Source organism: Pseudomonas sp. AC229 (assembly GCF_979254655.1).
Genome location: NZ_CEEDHK010000002.1, coordinates 270,008 through 292,007 on the forward strand (window position 1 = coordinate 270,008; position 22,000 = coordinate 292,007).

The 22,000-nt window shown below is 58.9% G+C and carries 22 protein-coding genes; 9 read left to right on the plus strand and 13 right to left on the minus strand.

The window, feature by feature from the left end; all coding sequences use genetic code 11:
• The first annotated feature begins 195 nt into the window (after positions 1–195).
• The 6 genes from AC0IW7_RS03865 to AC0IW7_RS03890 are packed head-to-tail and all read left to right on the plus strand — an operon-like array spanning position 196 to position 7,107.
• Positions 196–681, plus strand: a complete 486-nt coding sequence (locus AC0IW7_RS03865) for a GspH/FimT family pseudopilin (protein ID WP_471815864.1) — start codon at positions 196–198, stop codon at positions 679–681.
• Positions 678–1,163, plus strand: coding sequence for a type IV pilus modification protein PilV (gene pilV / locus AC0IW7_RS03870; protein WP_471815865.1), 486 nt, complete (start codon positions 678–680; stop codon positions 1,161–1,163). The genes AC0IW7_RS03865 and pilV overlap by 4 nt, the downstream gene beginning before the upstream one ends.
• Positions 1,160–2,146 (plus strand): PilW family protein, encoded by a 987-nt coding sequence (locus AC0IW7_RS03875; protein WP_471815867.1) that lies wholly within the window; start codon positions 1,160–1,162, stop codon positions 2,144–2,146. The genes pilV and AC0IW7_RS03875 overlap by 4 nt, the downstream gene beginning before the upstream one ends.
• Positions 2,143–2,625 (plus strand): pilus assembly PilX family protein, encoded by a 483-nt coding sequence (locus AC0IW7_RS03880; protein WP_471815869.1) that lies wholly within the window; start codon positions 2,143–2,145, stop codon positions 2,623–2,625. The genes AC0IW7_RS03875 and AC0IW7_RS03880 overlap by 4 nt, the downstream gene beginning before the upstream one ends.
• The gene (locus AC0IW7_RS03885; protein ID WP_471815871.1) at positions 2,567–6,643 is read left to right on the plus strand and encodes a pilus assembly protein; all 4,077 of its coding nucleotides are present in this window, start codon (positions 2,567–2,569) and stop codon (positions 6,641–6,643) included. The genes AC0IW7_RS03880 and AC0IW7_RS03885 overlap by 59 nt, the downstream gene beginning before the upstream one ends.
• A gap of 8 nt (positions 6,644–6,651) precedes the next feature.
• Positions 6,652–7,107, plus strand: a complete 456-nt coding sequence (locus AC0IW7_RS03890; protein ID WP_471815873.1) for a type IV pilin protein — start codon at positions 6,652–6,654, stop codon at positions 7,105–7,107.
• A gap of 62 nt (positions 7,108–7,169) precedes the next feature.
• Here the strand turns inward: AC0IW7_RS03890 and ispH are convergent, their stop codons facing one another.
• The 6 genes from ispH to murJ all read right to left on the minus strand — a co-directional run bounded on the left by ispH (position 7,170) and on the right by murJ (position 14,549).
• Positions 7,170–8,114 (minus strand): 4-hydroxy-3-methylbut-2-enyl diphosphate reductase, encoded by a 945-nt coding sequence (ispH, locus tag AC0IW7_RS03895; RefSeq protein ID WP_122493142.1) that lies wholly within the window; start codon positions 8,112–8,114, stop codon positions 7,170–7,172.
• 64 nt (positions 8,115–8,178) lie between these two features.
• Positions 8,179–8,622 carry an FKBP-type peptidyl-prolyl cis-trans isomerase gene (locus AC0IW7_RS03900; RefSeq protein ID WP_471815875.1) on the minus strand — a complete coding sequence of 148 codons (444 nt, stop codon included), beginning with the start codon at positions 8,620–8,622 and terminating at the stop codon, positions 8,179–8,181.
• Positions 8,615–9,121, minus strand: a complete 507-nt coding sequence (gene lspA, locus AC0IW7_RS03905; RefSeq protein WP_471815877.1) for a signal peptidase II — start codon at positions 9,119–9,121, stop codon at positions 8,615–8,617. Before lspA ends, AC0IW7_RS03900 begins: the two co-directional genes overlap by 8 nt.
• Positions 9,114–11,945, minus strand: a complete 2,832-nt coding sequence (gene ileS / locus AC0IW7_RS03910) for an isoleucine--tRNA ligase (protein WP_471815878.1) — start codon at positions 11,943–11,945, stop codon at positions 9,114–9,116. The genes lspA and ileS overlap by 8 nt, the downstream gene beginning before the upstream one ends.
• 10 nt (positions 11,946–11,955) lie before the next feature.
• Positions 11,956–12,894: a bifunctional riboflavin kinase/FAD synthetase gene (gene ribF / locus AC0IW7_RS03915; RefSeq protein WP_471815880.1), complete on the minus strand. Its 939-nt coding sequence runs from the start codon at positions 12,892–12,894 to the stop codon at positions 11,956–11,958.
• A 110-nt stretch (positions 12,895–13,004) separates the two neighbouring features.
• The gene (murJ, locus tag AC0IW7_RS03920) at positions 13,005–14,549 is read right to left on the minus strand and encodes a murein biosynthesis integral membrane protein MurJ (protein ID WP_463381743.1); all 1,545 of its coding nucleotides are present in this window, start codon (positions 14,547–14,549) and stop codon (positions 13,005–13,007) included.
• Between the two features lie 255 nt (positions 14,550–14,804).
• On the opposite strand from murJ, the gene rpsT reads away from it, so the two are divergent.
• Positions 14,805–15,083 carry a 30S ribosomal protein S20 gene (gene rpsT / locus AC0IW7_RS03925; protein WP_122450168.1) on the plus strand — a complete coding sequence of 93 codons (279 nt, stop codon included), beginning with the start codon at positions 14,805–14,807 and terminating at the stop codon, positions 15,081–15,083.
• Positions 15,084–15,184: 101 nt separating this feature from the next.
• On the opposite strand, the gene AC0IW7_RS03930 is transcribed toward rpsT, so the two are convergent.
• The 5 genes from AC0IW7_RS03930 to rplU all read right to left on the minus strand — a co-directional run bounded on the left by AC0IW7_RS03930 (position 15,185) and on the right by rplU (position 18,897).
• Positions 15,185–15,646 carry a CreA family protein gene (locus AC0IW7_RS03930; protein WP_463541134.1) on the minus strand — a complete coding sequence of 154 codons (462 nt, stop codon included), beginning with the start codon at positions 15,644–15,646 and terminating at the stop codon, positions 15,185–15,187.
• Between the two features lie 50 nt (positions 15,647–15,696).
• Entirely contained in the window at positions 15,697–16,815 is a 1,119-nt protein-coding gene (gene proB / locus AC0IW7_RS03935; protein ID WP_122450214.1) for a glutamate 5-kinase, read from the minus strand.
• Positions 16,816–16,906: 91 nt separating this feature from the next.
• Complete coding sequence (cgtA, locus tag AC0IW7_RS03940; protein ID WP_471815882.1) at positions 16,907–18,130, minus strand: Obg family GTPase CgtA; 1,224 nt, start codon at positions 18,128–18,130, stop codon at positions 16,907–16,909.
• A gap of 160 nt (positions 18,131–18,290) precedes the next feature.
• A complete protein-coding gene (rpmA, locus tag AC0IW7_RS03945; RefSeq protein ID WP_122450171.1) occupies positions 18,291–18,548 on the minus strand; it encodes a 50S ribosomal protein L27 in 258 nt (85 codons plus the stop codon).
• 37 nt (positions 18,549–18,585) lie between these two features.
• Positions 18,586–18,897 carry a 50S ribosomal protein L21 gene (gene rplU / locus AC0IW7_RS03950; RefSeq protein ID WP_108098632.1) on the minus strand — a complete coding sequence of 104 codons (312 nt, stop codon included), beginning with the start codon at positions 18,895–18,897 and terminating at the stop codon, positions 18,586–18,588.
• 242 nt (positions 18,898–19,139) lie between these two features.
• Here rplU and AC0IW7_RS03955 point away from each other — a divergent pair, with 242 nt between their 5' ends.
• Both AC0IW7_RS03955 and AC0IW7_RS03960 read left to right on the plus strand, forming a co-directional pair.
• Complete coding sequence (locus AC0IW7_RS03955; RefSeq protein WP_463381738.1) at positions 19,140–20,108, plus strand: polyprenyl synthetase family protein; 969 nt, start codon at positions 19,140–19,142, stop codon at positions 20,106–20,108.
• A gap of 139 nt (positions 20,109–20,247) precedes the next feature.
• Positions 20,248–20,490: a PA4570 family protein gene (locus AC0IW7_RS03960; protein ID WP_122450173.1), complete on the plus strand. Its 243-nt coding sequence runs from the start codon at positions 20,248–20,250 to the stop codon at positions 20,488–20,490.
• A 134-nt stretch (positions 20,491–20,624) separates the two neighbouring features.
• On the opposite strand, the gene AC0IW7_RS03965 is transcribed toward AC0IW7_RS03960, so the two are convergent.
• Together AC0IW7_RS03965 and AC0IW7_RS03970 are read right to left on the minus strand one after the other, a co-directional pair.
• Positions 20,625–21,251 (minus strand): FKBP-type peptidyl-prolyl cis-trans isomerase, encoded by a 627-nt coding sequence (locus AC0IW7_RS03965; RefSeq protein ID WP_122450174.1) that lies wholly within the window; start codon positions 21,249–21,251, stop codon positions 20,625–20,627.
• 79 nt (positions 21,252–21,330) lie between these two features.
• Positions 21,331–21,819: a TIGR00645 family protein gene (locus tag AC0IW7_RS03970; protein ID WP_122450175.1), complete on the minus strand. Its 489-nt coding sequence runs from the start codon at positions 21,817–21,819 to the stop codon at positions 21,331–21,333.
• Positions 21,820–22,000 lie beyond the last annotated feature (181 nt).

Here is a 22,000-nt window from a genome sequence, read left to right on the forward strand (position 1 = left end):
CCACTTCGCCAGCACGACATAAGCCGCGAAGAATGCGCAGTTTTAAAACTGACGGCAAGGTCAGCAATGCCGCATCCGACTGAAAGCGAACGGCGCCTAGCCGTATAAACCCAATAACTGACCGGACATCTCCTACATGTTTGTAGGAATTAACGAAGCTGAGAGGATCCGCTCACGAAACTCCAGAGGTTGACCATGCTTCGTTCCCGTGGATTTACGCTCGTTGAGCTACTAGTAACGCTTGTGGTGCTGGCGATCCTTACGACGATCGCAATTCCCGCATTTAAGTCATGGGTGATGACCAGCCGCACACTGACAGTGACCGAGGAGTTGAACACCGCCATTCAACTCGCCCGCTCCGAAGCCCTTAAACGGCGTAAGAACGTGGTCATTTGCCGCGCCAACGCAGCGCTCACCGATTGTGAGAACGGTGTGGATTGGTCCAACGGCTGGCTGATCCGGCAGGTCAGCGGCAACACCATACGGGTTTGGAATGCGCCTACTGGAAGCACCGTGAGCGGCCCGGCTGCTGGCATTACGTTCGGCAGCAACGGCCTTGGCAATGGCGCGGGTAACTTCGAAATCAAAAATGGCGGCTGCGCCGATAGCAAAAAGCGCACGATTGCGGTGTCGACCACCGGCAATACCACCGCCAGCCAAGGGGAGTGCACGCCATCATGATGCCTAACCGCACCCAACAGCGTGGCGCCACACTTATCGAGGTCATGGTGGCGATGATCGTTCTGGCGATCGGCATCCTAGGTATCGCTGCCTTGCAGGTGACCAGCGTACAAGCCAACTACAGCTCCTATTACCGCTCACAAGCTACGCTGATGGCAGCGGATATTACCGACAGAATGCGCGCCAACCGCGCCCTGGCCATTGCCGGCAACTACGCCATTGCAACCGCGCCCGCCTCGTCGACAGGCAATTCGGTAACAGGATCACAGGCTGAAAAGGACAAGGCGCAATGGCTGAATCAACTGGCCGCAAGTCTGCCTGAGGGCACCGGGAGCATTGTCAAGGATGGCAATAACGTATTCACCGTAACGATTCAGTGGAACGACGCCCGAGGCCGCATCGACCGCAAGAGCAGCGAAGTGCAAGGCACCGCCAACCCTGAAGACGCCGTTCAAAAATTCACCTATCGAGCCAGACTATGATTGTTATTCGCCTATCTGCCCAAAAAGGGCTGTCGTTGGTCGAGCTGATGATTGCAATGGTCTTGAGCCTGTTGCTCATCGCCGGCGTGCTGCAGGTGTTTCTGTCTAGCAAGGTGACCTATAACACCACCTCCGCGCTCTCGCGGGTCCAAGAAAGCGGGCGTTTTGCCTCCGAGTTTCTGTCCTTCGACTTGCGTAACACCGGCTATAAGGGTGAATGCCTAACCCCCATCAACAACATTTCCGGCCTTACCGACGTTCGCTTTACGTTGGATGCTGGTCTGGAAGCCTGGGACAACTCTGAATCAAGCCTTCCTAGCTGGTTCACTGCCACCGACCGGCTTGCAGGCACCGACATGGTGCTAATCAAACATGCGGTGAACGCCACCGGTGCCACGGCGACAGCGACCAACAACACGCCGACCACCACTGCCACCATTGCTCTGACGGCAGCCAGTGGCATCCCTACCGGCACGCTCCTTGTCGCCACGGACCCCATCGGTTGCGACCTGTTCGCCAACCAAAGTGCCAATACGGCGACTAACGTAAGCCGCGCTACCACCAATGAATGGGGACACGCTTACGCCAACGACGTCGCTCTACTCAGCTATCAGAGCGCCGTCTATTTCATAAAAGCCGGTGCCGCCGGCGAGGTGCCCTCGTTGTGGCGCACTCGCTACAACACCGGCGCTGCCGCCATGCCGTCAGAGCTGATGGTAGAAGGCGTGCAGAACATGCAGCTGCAATTTGCACTCGGGGACGATAACGGCGCCATTACCGGTGAGTACCGAGACGCTCAAGACATTACCGATTGGACCAAAGTTGTTTCTGCCCGGTTTTCGCTTTTGGTCGTCAGCAGCGATACCAACGTCCTGCCTGAAAACCAGGTTATTTCTTTCAATGGCTCCGATGTGACGATTCCGGATCGTCGAATCGCGCAAGTCTTCACCTCCACGATTGGAATTCGTAACCGACTGCCATGAAAAAACAAAACTACTCGCTCACTCAGCACACACAACGTGGTGCCGTTCTGATCGTCGCCCTGGTGATGCTCCTGCTGTTGACCATCATGGGCATTAGCAGCATGCGCAGCACTAACATGCAGGAGCGTATGGCCGGCAACATGCGCGATCAGAGTCAGGCTTTCCAGGCGGCTGAAACGGCGTTACGCAAAGGCGAATCGACGGTGCTGGCGACCGCTATCCCTACGCTGCAGCTCACAACGGGCACCTCGGCCTGGCAGAACGCTGATCAGATCACCGATCTGCCCGTGGCACCCAAGTTCCGCGTTACTACCGTACCCGGTGTCACGATCCGGGAAGCGGGAGACGACATTACCGCCGGCGCCACCATTCAGATGGCCGCAGTTCGCGTAGAAGCGGAAGGCTACGGCGTGACTAAAAATGACGATGGCACGCCCGGCGCTACAGTCAATGTGCGCTCCATGTATATCAGACGATAACGATACAGTTCATAGCGGAGCGAGCCCCATGGTTCTCCAGCCCACGTTCAATAATTTCAAAGCGTTCAGTGTCTATTTTGTTCTGGCACTGGGCATTTTTTCCGGCGCCAACGCCAGCGCTGCACCTATCTCGCAAACTCCTTTGATTACGGGTGGCGGCAATGTGCCAGGCAGCCTGGCGTTAGTTCCATCGGTGGAATACCCGACCATCCTGACTTACGCCAACGTAGGCAACTACTCGGCTTCGACTGTCTATGCGGGCTATTTCAACTCCAACAAGTGCTACACCTACACGTACGTCGCGACCGAGTCTGCAACCAACGCCAGTCGGTTCACGCCCGTCTCGGAAGACTCGACACGTACCTGCGCCGGCAACAATGTGTGGAGCGGCAACCATCTCAACTGGGCTGCCACTCAGACTATCGACCCCTTCCGCAGCGCCTTGACGGGCGGGTACCGCATCGTTGATACGCCCTCGCTGACCATCGTGCAAAAAGCGCGTAACACCGGCCAGAGTGGCGGCGCCAACCGGGTCATCACCAAAACATTCACCGGCAACCTGAGCACTACCAACCAGTTGTACATTCGTATTTCGGGCTTGCAGGGCAAAATGGAATTCACCACAGGCCCCGGCGTTAACCTGTGCACCGCGTATGTCGCCAGTGGCGTAAACAAGGACAGGTGCAGCGCCGTAACCAACTACCCGTTCGGCGTTTGCCAAACGCCTAACACTGGCACTGGCGCCCTGGGCACCACGACGGCTACCACAGGGTCGTGCAAAACCTTGTCAGGCAACGAAAAGCCGCTGGTTACCTATAACGGCAGCAACTTCGACTCAACCGCCAACCGCTATGAAGCGTATGTGCGCGCGGAAGTGTGCAAGACCGGTGTGGGCGAAATGGAGAGCAACTGCAAGCAATACGGTTCCAATTGGAAGCCTGAGGGCTTGCTGCAGCAATACTCGGCCGACCTGCGTTACAGCGTGTTTGGCTACCTCAACGACTCGACTGCGACCCGTGATGGCGGTGTACTTCGAGCCTCGCAAAAGTACATCGGGCCAAAGCTGTACGATCAAACGGCCAACCCACGCCAGGAGTGGGACCCTGCCACCGGTGTCTTCGTGCAAAACCCCGACTCCATTACTAGCAGCATGGGAACCACCATTGCCAACAGTGGTGTGATGAACTACCTGAACAAATTTGGCGAGCTGACCAACAACAACGACAAGTCCTTCGACCCGGTGAGCGAGCTGTACTACACCGCCATTCGTTACTTCAAAGGTCTGGCACCTGTTCCGAGTTATTCGAACTACGCCTCGAACACCGCCGTTGCCACGCGCACCCAGTGGGCCGATGGTTTCCCCGTCATTACCGATTGGACGGGCATGGACCCGATTACCTATTCCTGCCAGAAGAACGTGATTTTGGGTATCGGCGACACCAACTCGCACAAAGATAAAAACCTGCCAAGCGCCGAGACCACCAGCAGCGCTAACGAACCCGCCAAGCCAGCCGAAGTCGTGGCCGACAAATCCGTGGATGTGGTTGCTGCAACGCGCCGGGTTCAAGTGATCGAAAACAACGACACACCGGGAATCAACCTCAGGGTTCTTGATGCGCAGTTTACTGGCAACGATAACTCCGCCTATATCGCTGGCCTCGCCTATGACTCTCATACCGTCGACATGCGTGACGATAAGTTCGGAAAGCAAACGCTCTCAACTTACTGGGTAGACGTTCGTGAGAACGCCGACCTGAAAGGCAAAGCCACCAACCAATACTGGTTGGCAGCTAAATACGGCGGCTTCGAAGTGCCTACCGACTATGGCGAACCCTACACACGCACAGCGACGCTGAACCAAAACTGGTGGACCAGTGGTGACACGTTGGAAAACGGCAACCTGCGCCCTAAGAACTTCTTCGTGGCAAGTGACGCCACACGTATGGTTACGAGTTTGAAGCAGGCCTTTGCCGCCATTGCCGCCGCCGCCGCGGGCACTGCGACTTCACTCTCATCCAACTCGACACAGCTGGATACGGGCAGCGCGATCTTTCAATCACGGTTTGACACCAACTTTTGGAGCGGCGATCTGCTCATGAAAACGGTGGACGCTGATACCGGCGTGGTGGCCAGCACCGAATCCTGGAGCGCAGCTCGCTTGCTAAATGCATTAAGCAGCGTAACTAACCGCAAGATCTTCACCGCCAACACCCTGACACCCAGCAGCGACTCAAGCTATTCGGTCTCTACCACGGGCACAGACTTCAAATGGGCCAACCTTGATAGCGCCACGCGCGCGTTGCTGAAGGTGACCGCTGCGGGCTCCACCGTTGATGACACTGTGGCCACCAACCGGGTCAACTACCTGCGCGGTGATCGTACGCTGGAGCGCACCACCACTGATCAGACCCAACCGTTCCGTCAACGCGGCGGGCGCCTCGGCGACATCATCAACTCCGACCCCGTTTACGTTGGCATTCAGGACTATGGCTATAGCCTGTTGCGCAATGCCCAATGGGGCAGCGCCGGCAGCGCGTATCTGACGTTCCGGTCGAACCCTACCTATCAGCAACGCACGCCCGTTGTAGTGGTCGGCGCTAACGACGGGATGCTGCACGGCTTCGATGCCAAGCCTACTGGCGGTGCCGAGCTGTTTGCTTATGTTCCCCGTAGCGTAGCCAGCGATCTTTATAAGCTTACCGACCCTACCTACGCCCACCGTTACTATGTTGATGGCCCACCCGCCACCTCTGATGTATGGATCAACGGCGCCTGGAAAACCATCGTGGTGGGCACTACCGGGGCCGGCGGTAATGGCGTATTCGCGCTCGATGTGACCAACCCCACCACCATGACCAATGCCAACGTCTTGTGGGAATTCAACGCTCCGGACATGGGCGCCACCATTTTCAAAGCGTCGATCGTAGCGCTGCCAAATGGCAAATTTGGTGTATTGGTCAGCAGTGGCTACTCAGCTAACGCCACGACCACCGGTGCTGTGTGGCTCCTTGATGCAGCGAACGGTTCGATCATCAAAAAGTTCACCGTGCCCACCACCGGTTATCTGGGTGAGCCGCTGGCCATCGATTTGAACAACGACCGCATGGCTGAGCGCATCTATGTAGGCGATACCCAAGGCAAGTTGTGGCGTATCGATTTGAACGGCACCAGCGCAAGCAATTGGGGCGTGCCGAGCAGCCTGATGTCGGGAAGCACCGCACTGCCGCTGTTCACCGCGCGCGACAGCGCAGGTAACGTGCAACCGATTACCGCCCCGCTGTCTGCCGCACTGAACAAGGATGGTAGTCCGATCATCCTGTTTGGTACCGGCACGTTCTATCAAACCACCGACAACGACCTGACCCTTTCCCAGCACACCGATAGCTTCTACGGCATCATCGACAAGGGCACGGCAATCAACAGCAATCGCTCGACACTGCTTGAACAGAAGATCATCAATCAGAAGACGTCCAGCACAGGCATTCAAGGCCGAGTGCTAAGCAACACAACCATAACGGCCTCTTCCACCGGTTGGTTCCTGGATCTGCTGTGGAAACAAGCTCAGGGCGGCTCCAACACCTTGACCGGTGAACGCGTTGTATCGCGGGCTGCAATCCGAAACGGTGTAGTCGTGTTTGCAACCCTGACACCGTCGAAAGATCCATGCGCGGGCGGCGCAACGAGTTGGGTAATGTCGTTGGATCTCTTCGGCGGCGGTCGCCTGAGCTACAACTTCTTCGATATGAGCGGTGACGGCACGTTGAACGAAGGCGACTACTACACCGCACCGGACGGCACAAAAATCCCGTACTCCGGCCGTTCAAAAGATGGTGACGGCGTGGTCAAGACTCCGACGTTCTTCAATGGCAAGGGCAGCGACGGCACGGGCGACCCTGATAAAGACAAGCCGAAAGACCTGATTTGCGTGGCGGGTTCCGCCGGCAAAGACCCAACCTGTGAAGAGGTCCCACCAGGCACCCGCCTCTCCGACCGTGTTTCTTGGCGTGAACTGAGATAAGGAACGATATGAACTCTGCATACACCCTCGGGAGCCGCGTCCGGGGACGCGGTTTTACCCTGATCGAAATGATGATAGTGGTGGCCATCATCGGCATCATTTCGGCGATTGCTTACCCCAGCTACACCGAATACGTGAAAGGGGCCAAACGCGCCGACGCGCAAGGCTCTCTGACTGAGCTGTCGCAATATATGGAGCGTTGGTACACCGGCCACGGTTTCTACTCGAAGGCAGCCGATGGTGCTGCCGCGCCCGACCTTCCTTTTGCCACATCGCCAAAGGAAGGTGAGGCCATGTACAACCTGGAAGTTAGCGCAATTTCGGCAAGTGGCTACACGCTGCGAGCTGTGCCGATTGCAGGGAAAATGATGGCCGGTGACAAATGCGGGTCTCTGACAGTCACCAACACCGGCGTGCGCGGTGTGACGAGCAATGCACCTGTTGCAGACTGCTGGAAGCGCTAACGCTGCGCGCAACAAAAAGCCCCGCTTAGTGCGGGGCTTTTTGTTTGTGGACAAGGGCGCGTTTAAATCGCCTTAACCCGCAACTCCTTCGGCATCGAAAACGTCACATTCTCCGGCCGCCCTTCCAGCTCCTCCGCGCCCGTAGCGCCCCACTCTCGTAGTTTCTGCACCACGCCAAGCACCAGCACCTCCGGCGCCGAAGCCCCTGCGGTAATGCCGATGCGCGCTTTGCCTTCAAACCAGCCCTGCTGCAAATCTTCGGCGCCATCTATCAGGTAAGCCGGGGTGCCCAAGCGCTCGGAAAGTTCGCGCAGGCGGTTGGAGTTGGAGCTGTTGGGGCTGCCGACGACGAGCACCACGTCGCACTCGCTGGCGAGCTGTTTGACGGCGTCCTGGCGGTTTTGTGTGGCGTAGCAGATGTCGTCTTTGCGTGGGCCGCCGATGCTGGGGAAGCGGCTGCGCAGGGCGTCGATGACGCGGCTGGTGTCGTCCATCGACAGCGTGGTCTGGGTGACGAAGGCTAGGGTTTCGGGGTTGCGCACTTGGAGGTTGGCGACATCTGTTTCGTCTTCAACCAGGTAGATGGCGCCGCCATTGCTGGCATCGTATTGGCCCATGGTGCCTTCGACTTCCGGGTGGCCGGCGTGGCCGATGAGGATGCATTCGCGGCCGTCGCGGCTGTAGCGGGCGACTTCGATGTGCACTTTGGTCACCAGCGGGCACGTGGCGTCGAATACTTTCAGGCCGCGCGATTCGGCTTCTTTGCGTACGGCTTGGGAAACGCCGTGGGCGCTGAAGATGACGATGACGTTGTCGGGCACCTGGTCCAGTTCTTCCACGAAGATGGCGCCGCGGGCGCGCAGGTCTTCGACGACGAATTTGTTGTGGACCACTTCGTGGCGAACGTAAATCGGCGGGCCGAAGACTTCCAAGGCGCGGTTGACGATTTCAATCGCGCGGTCAACGCCGGCGCAGAAGCCGCGCGGGTTGGCGAGTTTGATTTGCATGGCTGTTTCTTGCATGGGGCTTCTCTCTGTCCGCCCCGAGGGCAGGTGCCAGGTTACCGTCGGGTCAGGCCGGTTTGACGTCGATGATTTCGACCTGAAAGCTCAGGGTCTTGCCGGCGAGCGGGTGGTTGAAGTCGATGGTGACCTGGGTGTCATCAAACGCTTTGACCACGCCGGGCAGCTCAGTGTTGGCGGCGTCGTTGAAGATCACCAGCAGGCCATCCGACAGCTCCATGCCTTCGAATTGCGAACGCGGCATTACTTGCACGTTTTGCGGGTTGGGCTGGCCGAAGCCGTGTTCCGGTTCCACTTCCAGCGTGCGCTTGTCGCCGGCCTTGAGGCCGAACAAGGCGGCTTCGAAGCCCGGTAACAGGTTGCCGTCGCCGACGGTGAAGGTGGCGGGTTTCTTGTCGAAGGTGCTGTCCACCACGTCGCCGTTTTCCAGGTTCAGGGCGAAGTGCAGGGTCACTTGTTTGTCCGGGCCGATACGCAGGGCGTCGTCAGTCATGGGCGGGCTCTCCGGCTTTCTTGCTTTTGAACATGTCCAGGGCCAGCAACACGGCGCCAACCGAGATGGCGCTGTCGGCGATGTTGAAGGCTGGGAAATACCAGCGGTTCTGCCAGTGCACGAGGATAAAGTCGATGACATGGCCGAGCACGATTCGGTCGTACAGGTTGCCCAGCGCGCCGCCGAGCACCAGCGACAGGGCTACGGCGAGCAGGGTTTCCTCAGGCTTCAGGCGCTTGAGCCACACCACCAGCGTGGCGCTGACGCCCACGGCGATGAGAGCAAACAACCAGCGCTGCCAGCCGGAGCTGTCGGCCAGGAAACTGAAGGCAGCGCCGGTGTTGTAGGCCAGGGTCCAGCTGAACAGGTCGGGAATAATCACGATCTGCTGGTACAGGCTCAGGTTCGACTCGAAGTAGAGCTTGGTGGCCTGATCGAGGATCAGCACCACCAGGCTCAGCCACAGCCAGGACAAACGGCCAAGACGGGCGTTAGGCATAGTGACGAACCTCGCCCGCGCCGCTGATGTTGTCGACGCAACGACCGCAGATTTCCGGGTGCTCTGGGTTCACCCCGACGTCTTCACGGCAGTGCCAGCAGCGCGCGCACTTGGCGTGAGCAGACTTCACCACTTTGAGTTTCAGGCCGGCGACCTCGGTGACCACGGCGTCTGCTGGCGCGCTGGCCAGCGGTGCCACGGCGGCGGTCGAGGTGATCAACACGAAGCGCAACTCGTTGCTGAGTTTGCCCAGGTCGCTGACCAGCGCGTCTTCGGCGTACAGGGTCACTTCGGCTTGCAGGTTGCCGCCGATAGCTTTGGCGGCGCGCTGGTTTTCCATTTCCTTGTTCACGGCCACTTTCACAGCCATGACGCGTTCCCAGTAGGCGCGGTCCAGCTCGAAGCCTTCCGGCAGCGCGGTGAGCCCTTCGTACCAGGTGTTGAGCATCACCGATTCGTTGCGCTCGCCCGGCAGGTATTCCCACAGCTCGTCGGCGGTGAACGCCAGGATCGGCGCGATCCAGCGCACCAGCGCTTCGGCGATGTGGAACAGCGCGGTCTGGCACGAACGGCGCGCCTGGCTGTCGCTGGCGGTGGTGTATTGGCGATCCTTGATGATGTCCAGGTAAAAGCCGCCCAGCTCCTGCACGCAGAAGTTGTGCACCTTGGAGTACACGTTCCAGAAACGGTATTCGCCGTAGTGTTCCTGCAGCTCGTTTTGCAGCAGCAGGGCACGGTCGACGGCCCAACGGTCCAGCGCCAGCATGTCTTCGGCCGGCAGCAGATCGGTAGCCGGATTGAAGCCGCTGAGGTTGGAAAGCAGGAAGCGCGCGGTGTTGCGGATGCGGCGATAGGCATCGGCGCTGCGTTGCAGAATCTGGTCAGAGACGGCCATTTCACCGGAGTAATCGGTGGCCGAAACCCACAGACGCATGATGTCGGCGCCCAGCGTGTCGTTGACCTTTTGCGGGGCGACGACGTTGCCCAGCGACTTGGACATTTTGCGACCGTTTTCATCGACGGTGAAACCGTGGGTCAGCAGTTCGCGGTACGGGGCGTGGTCGTCCAGCATGCAGCCGGTCAGCAACGAGGAGTGGAACCAGCCGCGGTGTTGGTCGGAACCTTCCAGATACAGGTCGGCGCGCGGGCCGGACGCGTGGCCCATCGGGTGCGAACCCCGCAGCACGTGCCAGTGGGTGGTGCCGGAGTCGAACCAGACGTCGAGGGTGTCGCTGATTTTGTCGTAGTTGCCTGCTTCGTCGCCCAGCAGTTCAGTCGGGTCGAGTTTGAACCAGGCTTCGATGCCTTCGTGCTCGACGCGCTTGGCCACTTCTTCCATCAGCTCGACGGTGCGCGGGTGCAGATCGCCCGTGGCTTTGTCGAGGAAGAATGGGATCGGCACGCCCCAGTTGCGCTGACGCGAGATGCACCAGTCCGGGCGGTTGGCGATCATCGAATGCAGGCGCGCCTGGCCCCAGGCCGGTACGAACTGGGTGTCTTCGATGGCTTTGACTGCGCGCTGACGCAGGGTGTTGCCGGTGTTGGGCTGTTTATCCATGCCGACGAACCACTGCGCGGTGGCGCGGTAGATCAGCGGGGACTTATGGCGCCAGCAGTGCATATAGCTGTGGCTGATGGTTTCAGTGTGCATCAGCGCGCCCACTTCGCTGAGTTTCTCAACGATGGCGGGGTTGGCTTTCCAGATGAACTGACCGCCGAAAAATGGCAGCGACTCGACGTACACGCCGTTGCTCTGCACGGGCGTGAGGATGTCGTCGTTGACCATGCCATAGCGTTTGCAGGTTACAAAGTCGTCTTCACCGTAGGCCGGGGCGGAGTGAACCACGCCGGTGCCAGCGCCCAACTCGACGTATTCGGCCAAGTAAACCGGCGAGAGGCGGTCGTAGAACGGGTGACGGAAGTCGATCAGTTCCAGGGCTGCGCCGGGCGCCGTGGCAACCACCGTGCCTTCGAGGCCGTAACGGGTCAGGCAGGCTTGCACCAGCTCTTCAGCCAGGATCAGCAGCTTGTCGCCGACATCGACCAGGGCGTAGATGAATTCGGGGTGGACGTTGAGCGCCTGGTTGGCCGGGATGGTCCACGGGGTGGTGGTCCAGATGACAATGGCGGCGGGCTTGCTCAGCGTTGGCAGACCGAATGCAGCGGCCAGTTTGGCTTCGTCGGCAATCGGGAACGCGACGTCGATGGTCGAGGATTTTTTGTCTTGGTATTCAACTTCGGCTTCAGCCAGGGCCGAGCCGCAATCGAAGCACCAGTTAACCGGCTTCAGACCTTTGAATACGAAACCGCCTTTGACCATTTCGGCCAAGGCGCGGATTTCACCGGCTTCGTTGGCGAAGTCCATGGTTTTGTACGGGTTGGCCCAATCGCCCAAAACGCCCAGGCGAATAAATTCGGCCTTCTGCCCTTCCACTTGCTCGGCGGCATAGGCGCGGCAAAGCTCGCGGGTTTTGTCGGCGGGCAGGTTTTTGCCGTGGGTGACTTCCACTTTGTGCTCGATGGGCAGGCCGTGGCAGTCCCAGCCGGGCACGTAAGGCGCGTCGAACCCGGACAGGGTTTTCGAGCGCACGATCATGTCTTTGAGAATTTTGTTAACCGCGTGACCGATGTGAATGGTGCCGTTGGCATAGGGCGGGCCATCGTGCAGCACGAACTTGGGCCGGTCCTTACCAATCTCACGCAGCTTCTGGTACAGGCCAATGCTGTCCCAGCGCTGCAAAATCTGCGGTTCGCGCTGTGGCAGGCCGGCCTTCATTGGGAAGGCGGTATCCGGAAGGTTTAGCGTGGCTTTGTAGTCGGTCATTTCAGGCTCTTCACTTAAGCGGTTGACCCTGCCAAAGGGCACGGGCGGCGGCGACATCCGCGTGTATCGCCGTCTTCAGCGCCTCCAGGGAGGCGAAACGCTGCTCATCGCGCAGCTTGTGGTGGAACGCCACCGTCAAACGTCGGCCATAGAGATCGCCGACAAAATCCAAAAGATGCACTTCCAGGTGCGCACTGCCATCGCCCTGCACCGTGGGCCGCACGCCAATATTGGCGACGCCAGGCCAAGGTTTGCCATTGAGCTCGACAGTGACCAAGTAGACACCGGTCAACGGCACACGACGCCGCTTGAGTTGTACGTTGGCCGTCGGCGTACCGAATTGGCGCGCCAATTTCTGACCATGCAGCACGCGCCCGGAAATTTGAAACGGGCGCCCCAGCAGGCGCTCAGCCAAGGCGAAATCGGCGGCTGCAAGCGACTCGCGAACCCGCGTACTGCTCACACGCAGCCCGTCGATTTCAACGGTGCTGGCCGCTTCCAGGGTGAACCCTTCAACCTGCGCGGCGGTTTGCAGAAAAGCGAAATCGCCGGCGCGGTCACAGCCGAAGCGGAAGTCATCGCCCACCTCGAGATGCTGCACGCCCAAGCCCTCAAGCAGCACCGTTTGCACAAATTCGGCGGCGCTGAGTTCACGCAACCGGCGATTGAAGGACAGGCACAACACGCGATCAACGCCTGCTTCGGCGAACAAGACGAGCTTGTCACGCAAACGTGTCAGGCGCGGCGGCGCCGTGTCGGGGCCGAAAAATTCACGGGGCTGCGGTTCGAAAATCACCACGCAACTGGGCACGCCCAATTCGTCCGCGCGCTCGCGCAGCCGCGCCAGGATGGCCTGGTGGCCACGGTGCACGCCGTCAAAATTGCCGATAGTGGCAACACAGCCCCGGTGTTGAGGCTGCAAGTTTTGAAGCCCTCGAACCAGCTGCATAGGACGCTTCTTGCTCACAAAGTGGGCGATTATACGCACACCCGACGCTGTGCAACAGGCGACAGCGGATGCGGATGTACAGGCGAATAAATCCGCGTTTTACGTAGGGATTAGGCCAGCGTACGGCGGGCGAAATCACGCAAACGGAAGCCCAACAACAGCAGCACGCCGAAATACGCGGCAATGCCACTGGCTACCAATGCACCCAGACGAAGCAGGCGAATCAGCATGTCGCCCTGATCCCAAGCGGGCATCCAGTGCATCACGGCAAGCAGCACCGCAGCCATCACCACCACGGCGACAACGAGCCGGATGAGAAACAGCGACCAGCCCGGCTGCGGCGTGAACAACTGCTGCTTGCGCAACTGCCAGAACAACAGGCCTGCATTCAGACACGCCGCCAAGCCAATCGACAGCGCCAGCCCGGCGTGCGGATAAGGCAAGGTGAAGAAGAACACCAGGTTCATCGCTTGAGTGGCTGCCAAGGTGACCAGCGCGATACGCACTGGCGTAGCAATGTTCTGCCGCGCATAGAAACCGGGTGCCAACACTTTCACTAAAATGATGCCGAGCAGACCCATCGAATAGGCGATAAGGGCGAACTGAGTCATTTGCGCGTCGTGCGCGCTGAACTTTCCGTACTGAAACAGCGAAACGGTCAATGGCTCGGAAATAATGGCCAACGCCAGGGCGCATGGCAGCGCCAGTAGAAAACAGAGCCGCAGCCCCCAATCCAGCAAGCGCGAATATTCCTCGGTATTTTTGCTGGAGAAGCTGCGCGACAGCGCCGGTAGCAGGATGGTCCCCAGCGCCACGCCCAGTACGCCGGAGGGCAGTTCCATCAAGCGGTCGGCGTAGTACATCCACGACACGGAGCCGGCGACCAGAAAGGAGGCGAAAATGGTGTTGATGATCAGCGAAATTTGGCTGACCGATACGCCGAGAATGGCCGGCCCCATTTGCTTCATCACGCGCCACACCCCTGCATCACGCAGGTTGAGGCGCGGCAGAACCAGCATGCCGATCTTTTTCAAGTGCGGCAGCTGATAGAGAAACTGCAGCAGACCGCCGACCAGCACCGCCCAACCGAGCGCCATGACCGGCGGGTTGAAATACGGGGTCAGGAACAACGCGAACACGATCATGCTGATATTGAGCAAGGTCGGCACGAAGGCCGGCACGGAGAAGCGATTCCAGGTGTTAAGAATCGCGCCAGCCAGGGAGGCCAGCGAGATCAGCAATATATAAGGAAAGGTCACGCGCAGAAGTGACGAGGTCAGCTCGAATTTTTCCGGCGAGTCGACAAAGCCTGGCGCCGTTACCCAGATCACCCAAGGGGCAGCGATCATGCCCAGCGCGGTGACTACCGCCAATACCAATGTCAGCAGCCCGGATACGTAGGCAATAAAGGTGCGGGTCGCTTCCTCGCCCTGCTGGGTTTTGTATTCCGCCAGAATCGGCACGAAGGCCTGCGAGAACGCACCCTCGGCAAAAATGCGGCGCAGCAGGTTGGGCAGTTTGAACGCAACGAAGAAGGCGTCTGTGGCCATGCCGGCGCCGAAAATACGCGCGACGATGGTGTCGCGAACAAAGCCCAGCACCCGGGACAACATGGTCATCGAGCTGACCGCAGCCAGCGACTTGAGTAAATTCATAACGCTCGTTCTACCGCATCAAGTAAGCTGCGCCACCGCAAATGTCGGCGCCGCCCTATGGGCCGCAAGGCAAAGGCGGCGAGTGTAGAACCGGCCGGCAAATAAATCACCCTTGCAGGGTGAGCACGCCCGTCGGACAGCGGGCCGATCCTTCACCCGCAACACTGAACCGCGCTTGACAAGCCTTCGACACATCGGCATGATTCGCGGCCTTATTTGTTTAGTCATTTCCTCAAAGTTTCAAGGAGCTCGACGGTGGCCAATACACCTTCTGCCAAAAAACGCGCTAAACAGGCTGAGAAGCGTCGTAGCCATAACGCCAGCCTGCGCTCCATGGTTCGTACCTACATCAAGAACGTGGTCAAGGCTATCGACGCCAAAGACCTCGAACTTGCACAAAAGGCTTACACCCTGGCTGTTCCTGTAATCGACCGCATGGCCGACAAAGGCATCATCCACAAGAACAAAGCAGCTCGTCATAAGAGCCGCCTGAACGGTCACATCAAGGATCTCAGCCAAGCCGCTGCTGCCTAAGTGTAATGCGTTGAAAAGACCGGCCTCAGGGCCGGTTTTTTATTGCCTGGAATAAAACGCAGGCAACAAAAAGGCGAGCCTTGCGGTTCGCCTTTTTCGGTTTAGGGCTGCTGTACCCAGGGCAGAATCGGAATGGCGGTAACCGCGTTTTGCGGACTGCCTTCGATTACGCGGTCGCTGTAAACGAGGTAGACCAGCGTGTTGCGCTTCTTGTCGAAGAACCGCACTACCTGCATGGTCTTGAACACCAGCGACGTGCGCTCTTTAAACACTTCTTCGCCATCTTTCAAATTGTCCGGCACATGAATCGGTCCGACCTGACGGCAGGCAATCGACGCCTCGGCACGGTCTTCCGCCAACCCCAACCCACCTTTGACGCCGCCGGTTTTGGCGCGCGACAAGTAGCAAGTCACGCCTTCAACTTTCGGGTCATCAAACGCCTCGACGACAATCTTGTCGTTCGGCCCAACCCATTTGAATACCGTCGACACCTGGCCGATTTCTTCCGCCGATGCCGCAAACGCCAAGGGCAGCAGTAAAGCGCCCAACCATCCATTGATCATTCGCACTGCACTCTCCCTTTATGCCAACGACGCTGCTGCCGAAGGCGGATTCACACCAGAATCAGATTATCTCGATGGACCAGCTCAGGCTCGTCGACGTAACCCAGCAAACGCTCAATGGCATCCGAAGGCTGACCGACGATTTTCTGCGCCTCAGCCGCACTGTAGTTCGCCAGGCCGCGAGCGATTTCGCGCCCTTGCGGATCGACACAGACGACCATTTCGCCACGACGGAAATTGCCCTGCACGCTTTTCACGCCAACCGGCAGCAAGCTCTTGTGGCTTTCCAGCAACGCTTTCACGGCGCCAGCATCGAGCTGCAACGTTCCGCGGGTTTGCAGATGCCCAGCAAGCCATTGTTTGCGCGCAGCAAGCAGACCGCGCTCGGGCGCCAGTAACGTACCCAGTCGCTCCCCTGCCTTGAGCCGCGCCAGGACCTGCTCAATGGCGCCACCGACAATAATGGTATGCGCACCGGAACGCGCCGCCAGTCGTGCGGCGCGCAGCTTGGTCTGCATACCGCCACGTCCCAGCGCACCGCCGACGCCGCCCGCCACCGCATCTAATGCAGGATCATCGGCACGCGCTTCGAAAATCAGCTGAGCATCAGGGTTGTGGCGAGGGTCGGCGTCGAACATGCCGTCGCGGTCCGTGAGAATCACCAGCAGATCGGCCTCCACCAGGTTGGCGACCAGCGCCGCCAGGGTGTCGTTATCGCCGAAGCGGATTTCGTCAGTGACTACGGTGTCGTTTTCGTTGATGACCGGAATCGCTCCCAGATCAACCAAGGTACGCAGCGTGCTGCGGGCATTCAGGTAGCGCTTGCGATCCGACAGGTCGTCGTGGGTCAGCAAGATTTGCGCGGTATGCCGGCCGTGCTGCGCAAAGCTGGATTCCCAAGCCTGCACCAGGCCCATCTGCCCCACTGCTGCCGCTGCTTGCAGCTCATGGATAGCGCTCGGTCGCGACGCCCAGCCCAGCCGGCTCATGCCCGCCGCTACCGCACCCGACGATACCAGCACCAGCTCAACGCCAGCCTCGCGCAAGGCCACCATCTGCTCGACCCACACCGCCATCGCGCCACGATCCAGGCCACGCCCGTCAGCGGTCAACAGCGCACTACCGATCTTCACCACCCAGCGCTGAGCGCCAGTTACCTTGTCCCGCATGGTCATCCAACCCTGGCCAGAAGAGCGGCGCCGCGCCACTCGTGCGAATTAGTCAGCACAACGCCGCTAATTAGCGGCGTTGTGGTTTTACTCAGTCTCGGACGTAGATGATCTCTGGACCATCATCGTCATCTTCCTCATCCCAGAAGCCGTCGTCGTTATCGTCCGTACCGGCAACCTTGACGCCCGCACGACGCAAGGCACGCTTGTCGTCCAGCGCCTGCAGCTGTGCACGCGCTTCATCTTCGATGCTCTGATCGAGTCGCGCCAGCTCAGCTGCGTACTGCGGCTCTTCGGCGATACGCACGGAACGCTCTTCGAGGTAACGCATGATATCGAAGCAGAGCTTTTCTGTGCCTTCTTTACCAATCGCCGAAATCACATAAACCGGGCCAGTCCACTGCAGACGATCAGTGATCTCCTTGATGCGAGCCTCTTGCTCTTCTTCAAGAATCTGGTCGGACTTGTTCAGCACCAACCAACGATCACGTTCAGCCAGTGACGGGCTGAATTTGGTCAGCTCGGAAACAATCGTTTCGGCTGCTTCGGCCGGATCGGAAAGGTCCAGCGGCGCCATGTCGACGAGGTGCAGCAGCAAACGAGTGCGCGCCAAGTGCTTGAGGAAGCGAATGCCCAGGCCGGCGCCATCGGAAGCGCCTTCGATCAAGCCAGGAATGTCGGCGACCACGAAGCTCTTGTAGCGATCGACGCTGACCACGCCCAGGTTTGGCACCAGCGTGGTGAACGGGTAGTCGGCCACCTTCGGCTTGGCGGCCGAAACCGAACGGATGAAGGTGCTTTTGCCAGCGTTTGGCAAGCCAAGCAGACCCACGTCTGCCAGCACTTTCAATTCCAGCTTGAGGTCGCGGGACTCGCCCGGCTTACCCAGCGTGGTCTGACGTGGCGCGCGGTTGGTGCTGGATTTGAAACGGGTGTTGCCCAAACCATGCCAGCCGCCGTGGGCAACCATGATGCGCTGACCGTCTTTGGTCAGGTCACCGATGATTTCCTGAGTGGCAGCATCAATGATGGTGGTGCCAACCGGAACGCGCAGAACAGTGTCCTCACCTTTGCGCCCGGTGCAGTCGGCGCTGCCGCCATTGGAGCCGCGCTCGGCGTCGAAACGCCGGGTGTAGCGGTAATCCACCAGGGTGTTCAGGTTCTCGTCCGCGACCATGTACACGGAACCACCGTCGCCGCCATCGCCGCCGTTAGGTCCACCGTTCTCGATGAACTTCTCACGACGGAAGCTCATGCAACCGTTACCACCATCACCCGCTTTTACAAATATCGATACTTCATCGACGAATTTCATCGGCACGCCTCCCGCCGCAAAAGCGGGCTAGATAACACAAGGAACATAAGACTTTTGCAAAACCCAGCGAAACAGCTCCCGGTTGATTTTGCAAAAGCCTCAAGCTTTCAGAAACAAAAAAGCCCCGTCGCGAGACAGGGCTTTTCCAGCAACATCGCGATTAAGCCGCGATGACGCTCACGTAGCGACGACCGAAGGCGCCTTTAACTTCGAACTTGATCACGCCTTCGACTTTAGCGAACAGAGTGTGATCTTTACCCATACCAACGCCGTAGCCAGCGTGGAATTGGGTACCGCGCTGACGCACGATGATGTTGCCTGCTTTGATAGCCTGGCCGCCGTACATCTTCACGCCAAGGCGTTTAGATTCTGAGTCGCGACCGTTGCGGGTACTACCGCCAGCTTTTTTGTGTGCCATGAGTCAATACTCCTAATAAGGATTTGGGCCGAAAGAATTAGGCCGAAATACCAGTGATTTTGATCTCAGTGAACCACTGACGGTGGCCCTGACGCTTCATGTGGTGCTTGCGACGGCGGAACTTGATGATGGTCACTTTATCGTGGCGGCCTTGTGCAATCACTTCGGCTACAACTTTAGCGCCTTCAACAACCGGTGCGCCGATAGTTACGTCGTCACCATTGCCGATCAGCAGAACGCGATCGAAAGTAACGGCTTCGCCAGTGGCGATTTCGAGCTTTTCGATCTTGAGGTATTCACCTTCGGCGACTTTGTATTGCTTGCCACCGGTAACAATTACTGCGTACATAATTTTGCTCCGTTAATCCTGCTCACCCAGCGCTTTATAGGAATAGTCGTCGGCTGGCATGGCTGCTTGGGGCCGGAAGGACGCCCTTGCAATTGCGTAAGGCAGGTGCTGCCCAGGGAAGTTCAGGGGCCGCGATTGTACGCAAGCCTTTAGCCCCGCGCAAGCACCCGCAGCACTTGCCTTGACAGCCTTACACCTGCCCCCTAGCATGCCGCGCAACCTTCGAGGAGCACGTGTCACTGATGCAACCACAGGCCTTCTATAACGTGGTGGCGGACGATTTTACCGCCGTCGATGGCATTATCAGACGACAACTGGTCTCCCGCGTTCCTCTGGTAGAGAAAATAGGCGACTACATCATTTCCGCCGGCGGCAAGCGTCTGCGCCCGCTGCTGGTTCTGCTCTGCGGCAAAGCGCTGGGCGGCCAAGGTGATGATCTGCGTCTGTTGGCTGCCACCATCGAATTCCTTCATACCGCGACCCTGCTGCATGACGACGTTGTCGACATGTCCGGCATGCGCCGTGGCCGCTCGACCGCCAATGCGTTGTGGGGCAATGCGCCCAGCGTGCTGGTCGGCGACTTCCTTTATTCACGCTCGTTCGAAATGATGGTCGAACTCGGCTCGCTGCCAGTGATGCAGATTCTCTCACGCGCCACCCGCGTGATTGCCGAAGGCGAAGTGCTGCAGCTTTCCAAAGTGCGCGACGCCAGCACCACCGAAGAAACCTATATGGAAGTCATCCGCGGCAAAACCGCCATGCTCTTCGAGGCTTCGACCCACAGCGCAGCCGCACTTATCGGCGCCACCGCTGAACAGTCCACTGCCCTGCAAGCATTTGGTGACAACCTTGGCGTGGCCTTTCAACTGGTCGACGACCTGCTCGACTACCGCGGCGACGCCGAAACCCTCGGCAAAAACGTGGGCGACGACCTAGCCGAAGGCAAACCCACACTGCCGCTGATCTACACCATGCGCGAAGGCACTGCTGAACAAGCCAGCCTGGTCCGCACCGCCATTCAGAAAGGCGGCCTGGAAGATCTGGAAAGCATCCGCGCCGCCGTCGAAGCATCCGGCTCGCTGGACTACACCGCCAACCAGGCCCGCGACTACGCCGCTCGCGCCATTGCCTGCCTGGATGTGTTGCCCGCCAGCGAATACAAAGACGCGCTGATTGAACTCAGCGAGTTCGCCGTCGCTCGCACACACTAAGTCTCGCTCCAACAAAAGCCCGGCCTTAGCGCCGGGCTTTTTATTGCCACGAATCAAGCCATGCGAACCGGCGCAAATTAGCCCTTGCTATTATCTCAATAGGAATTATTCTCATCAAACCGAAAGAAGGAGATGAGCCATGACCTATTTGATTGATGCTTGGCTAGACCGTCCGCACCCGTATCTGCGGATTCTGCACCGCGACACCGGCAAGGTTTGTGCCGTACTGGAAGAAGAAGCGCTGGACGAATTGCGCGAGCAGGGCGACCTGGATCTGTCCGGCCTGAGCTCCAGCGAGCCGACCGTCCTCAAGGAACTGGTGCGCAACCTGTTCCTGTTCTGTTACTCCCGCGCGCTGCGCCCGTCTTCCGACCTGCACTAACCAGGAGCCCACACGTTGACGCACCTGCCGCGAAAAAACAAAAGGCCGAGAGCATGCACTCTCGGCCTTTTGCGTTCTGGACGACCTTCGCGCTAACCGTCAGGCATCGAGCCTGAAACCGAGCGCAGTAGGTTTTACAGGATTTCCAGCAGCTCTACGTCGAACACCAAAACACTGTGCGGCGGGATGCTGCCAACAGCCTGGCCGCCATAGGCTAGCTCGCTCGGTACGTACAGGCGCCATTTGCTGCCAGTGCCCATCAGTTGCAGCGCTTCGGTCCAACCAGCGATCACGCCACCCACCGGAAATTCAGCCGGCTGGCCACGATCGTACGAGCTGTCGAACACCGAACCGTCGGTCAGGGTGCCGTGATAGTGGGTACGTACGGTGCTGTCGCGGGTCGGCTTGGCGCCGTCGCCAGCGGTCAGCACTTCGTATTGCAGACCCGATTCCAGGGTCACGATGCCAGCGCGCTTGGCGTTTTCAGCCAGGAAAGCACGGCCTTCGCCAGCAGCGGCTTCAGCTTTGGCAGCTTGCTCGGCCTGCATGATTTCGCGGATCACTTTGAAGCTAGCCGACATGTCTTCCTGGCTAACGCGGCTGGCATGGCCACGGAACGCGTCGGTCAGACCAACCAGAATGGCGTCCAGGCTCACGCCCGGTGGCGGGTTGTCGCGCAGCTGGTCGCCCAGTTGGCGGCCGATGCCGTAGCTAACGCGGCTCTCATCGGTGGTGAAGGTATCGATATTCTGTTCGGACATGGCGCTAACTCCGCTGAGGCCAAAAAAGGTCGGCCAGCCTAGCACAGAAGCGTTGGCTGGCCGATGTGCAGCGAACCGCTCAGTGCTTGGTCAGCTTGTCCAGGTAACCCATGGCAAAGGCTGACACCACGAAGGTCATGTGAATGATCACGTACCACATCAAATATTCCGGCTCGATGTTCTTCGCATCCATAAACACCCGTAGCAGGTGAATGGAGGAAATGGCCACGATGGAGGCTGCCACTTTCATCTTCAGCGAGCTGGAATCCATCTTGCCCAGCCAGTTGAGCTTCTCCTTGCCCTCGTCAATGTCGAGTTGGGAAACGAAGTTCTCGTAGCCCGAAATCATCACCATCACCAGCAAGCCGCCTACCAGCGCCATGTCGATCAACGACAGCAGCACGAGAATTAGCTCGGATTCTGCCAGGGCAAACACATTCGGCAGAACATGGAAAATCTCCTGGAAGAACTTCAGCGCCAACGCCAGCAACCCCAGCGACAACCCAAAATAGATCGGCGCCAACAGCCAACGGGAGGCGTACATCGCGTTTTCAATAATGCGTTCCATGGTCGCTCACAGCAGGTCAAAAGTGAGCGCGAGTATACCCAGCACACCTGACGAGACAAGGTACGAACCGAGCGCAAAAAGTAACGGAATTGAACGGCCAGATCTTATCTACACGTTCTGTGGATAACGTTGTGGACGGCCTTCGGATAGACGGCTCCAGCAAGCGCCACGTCGGGCTCCT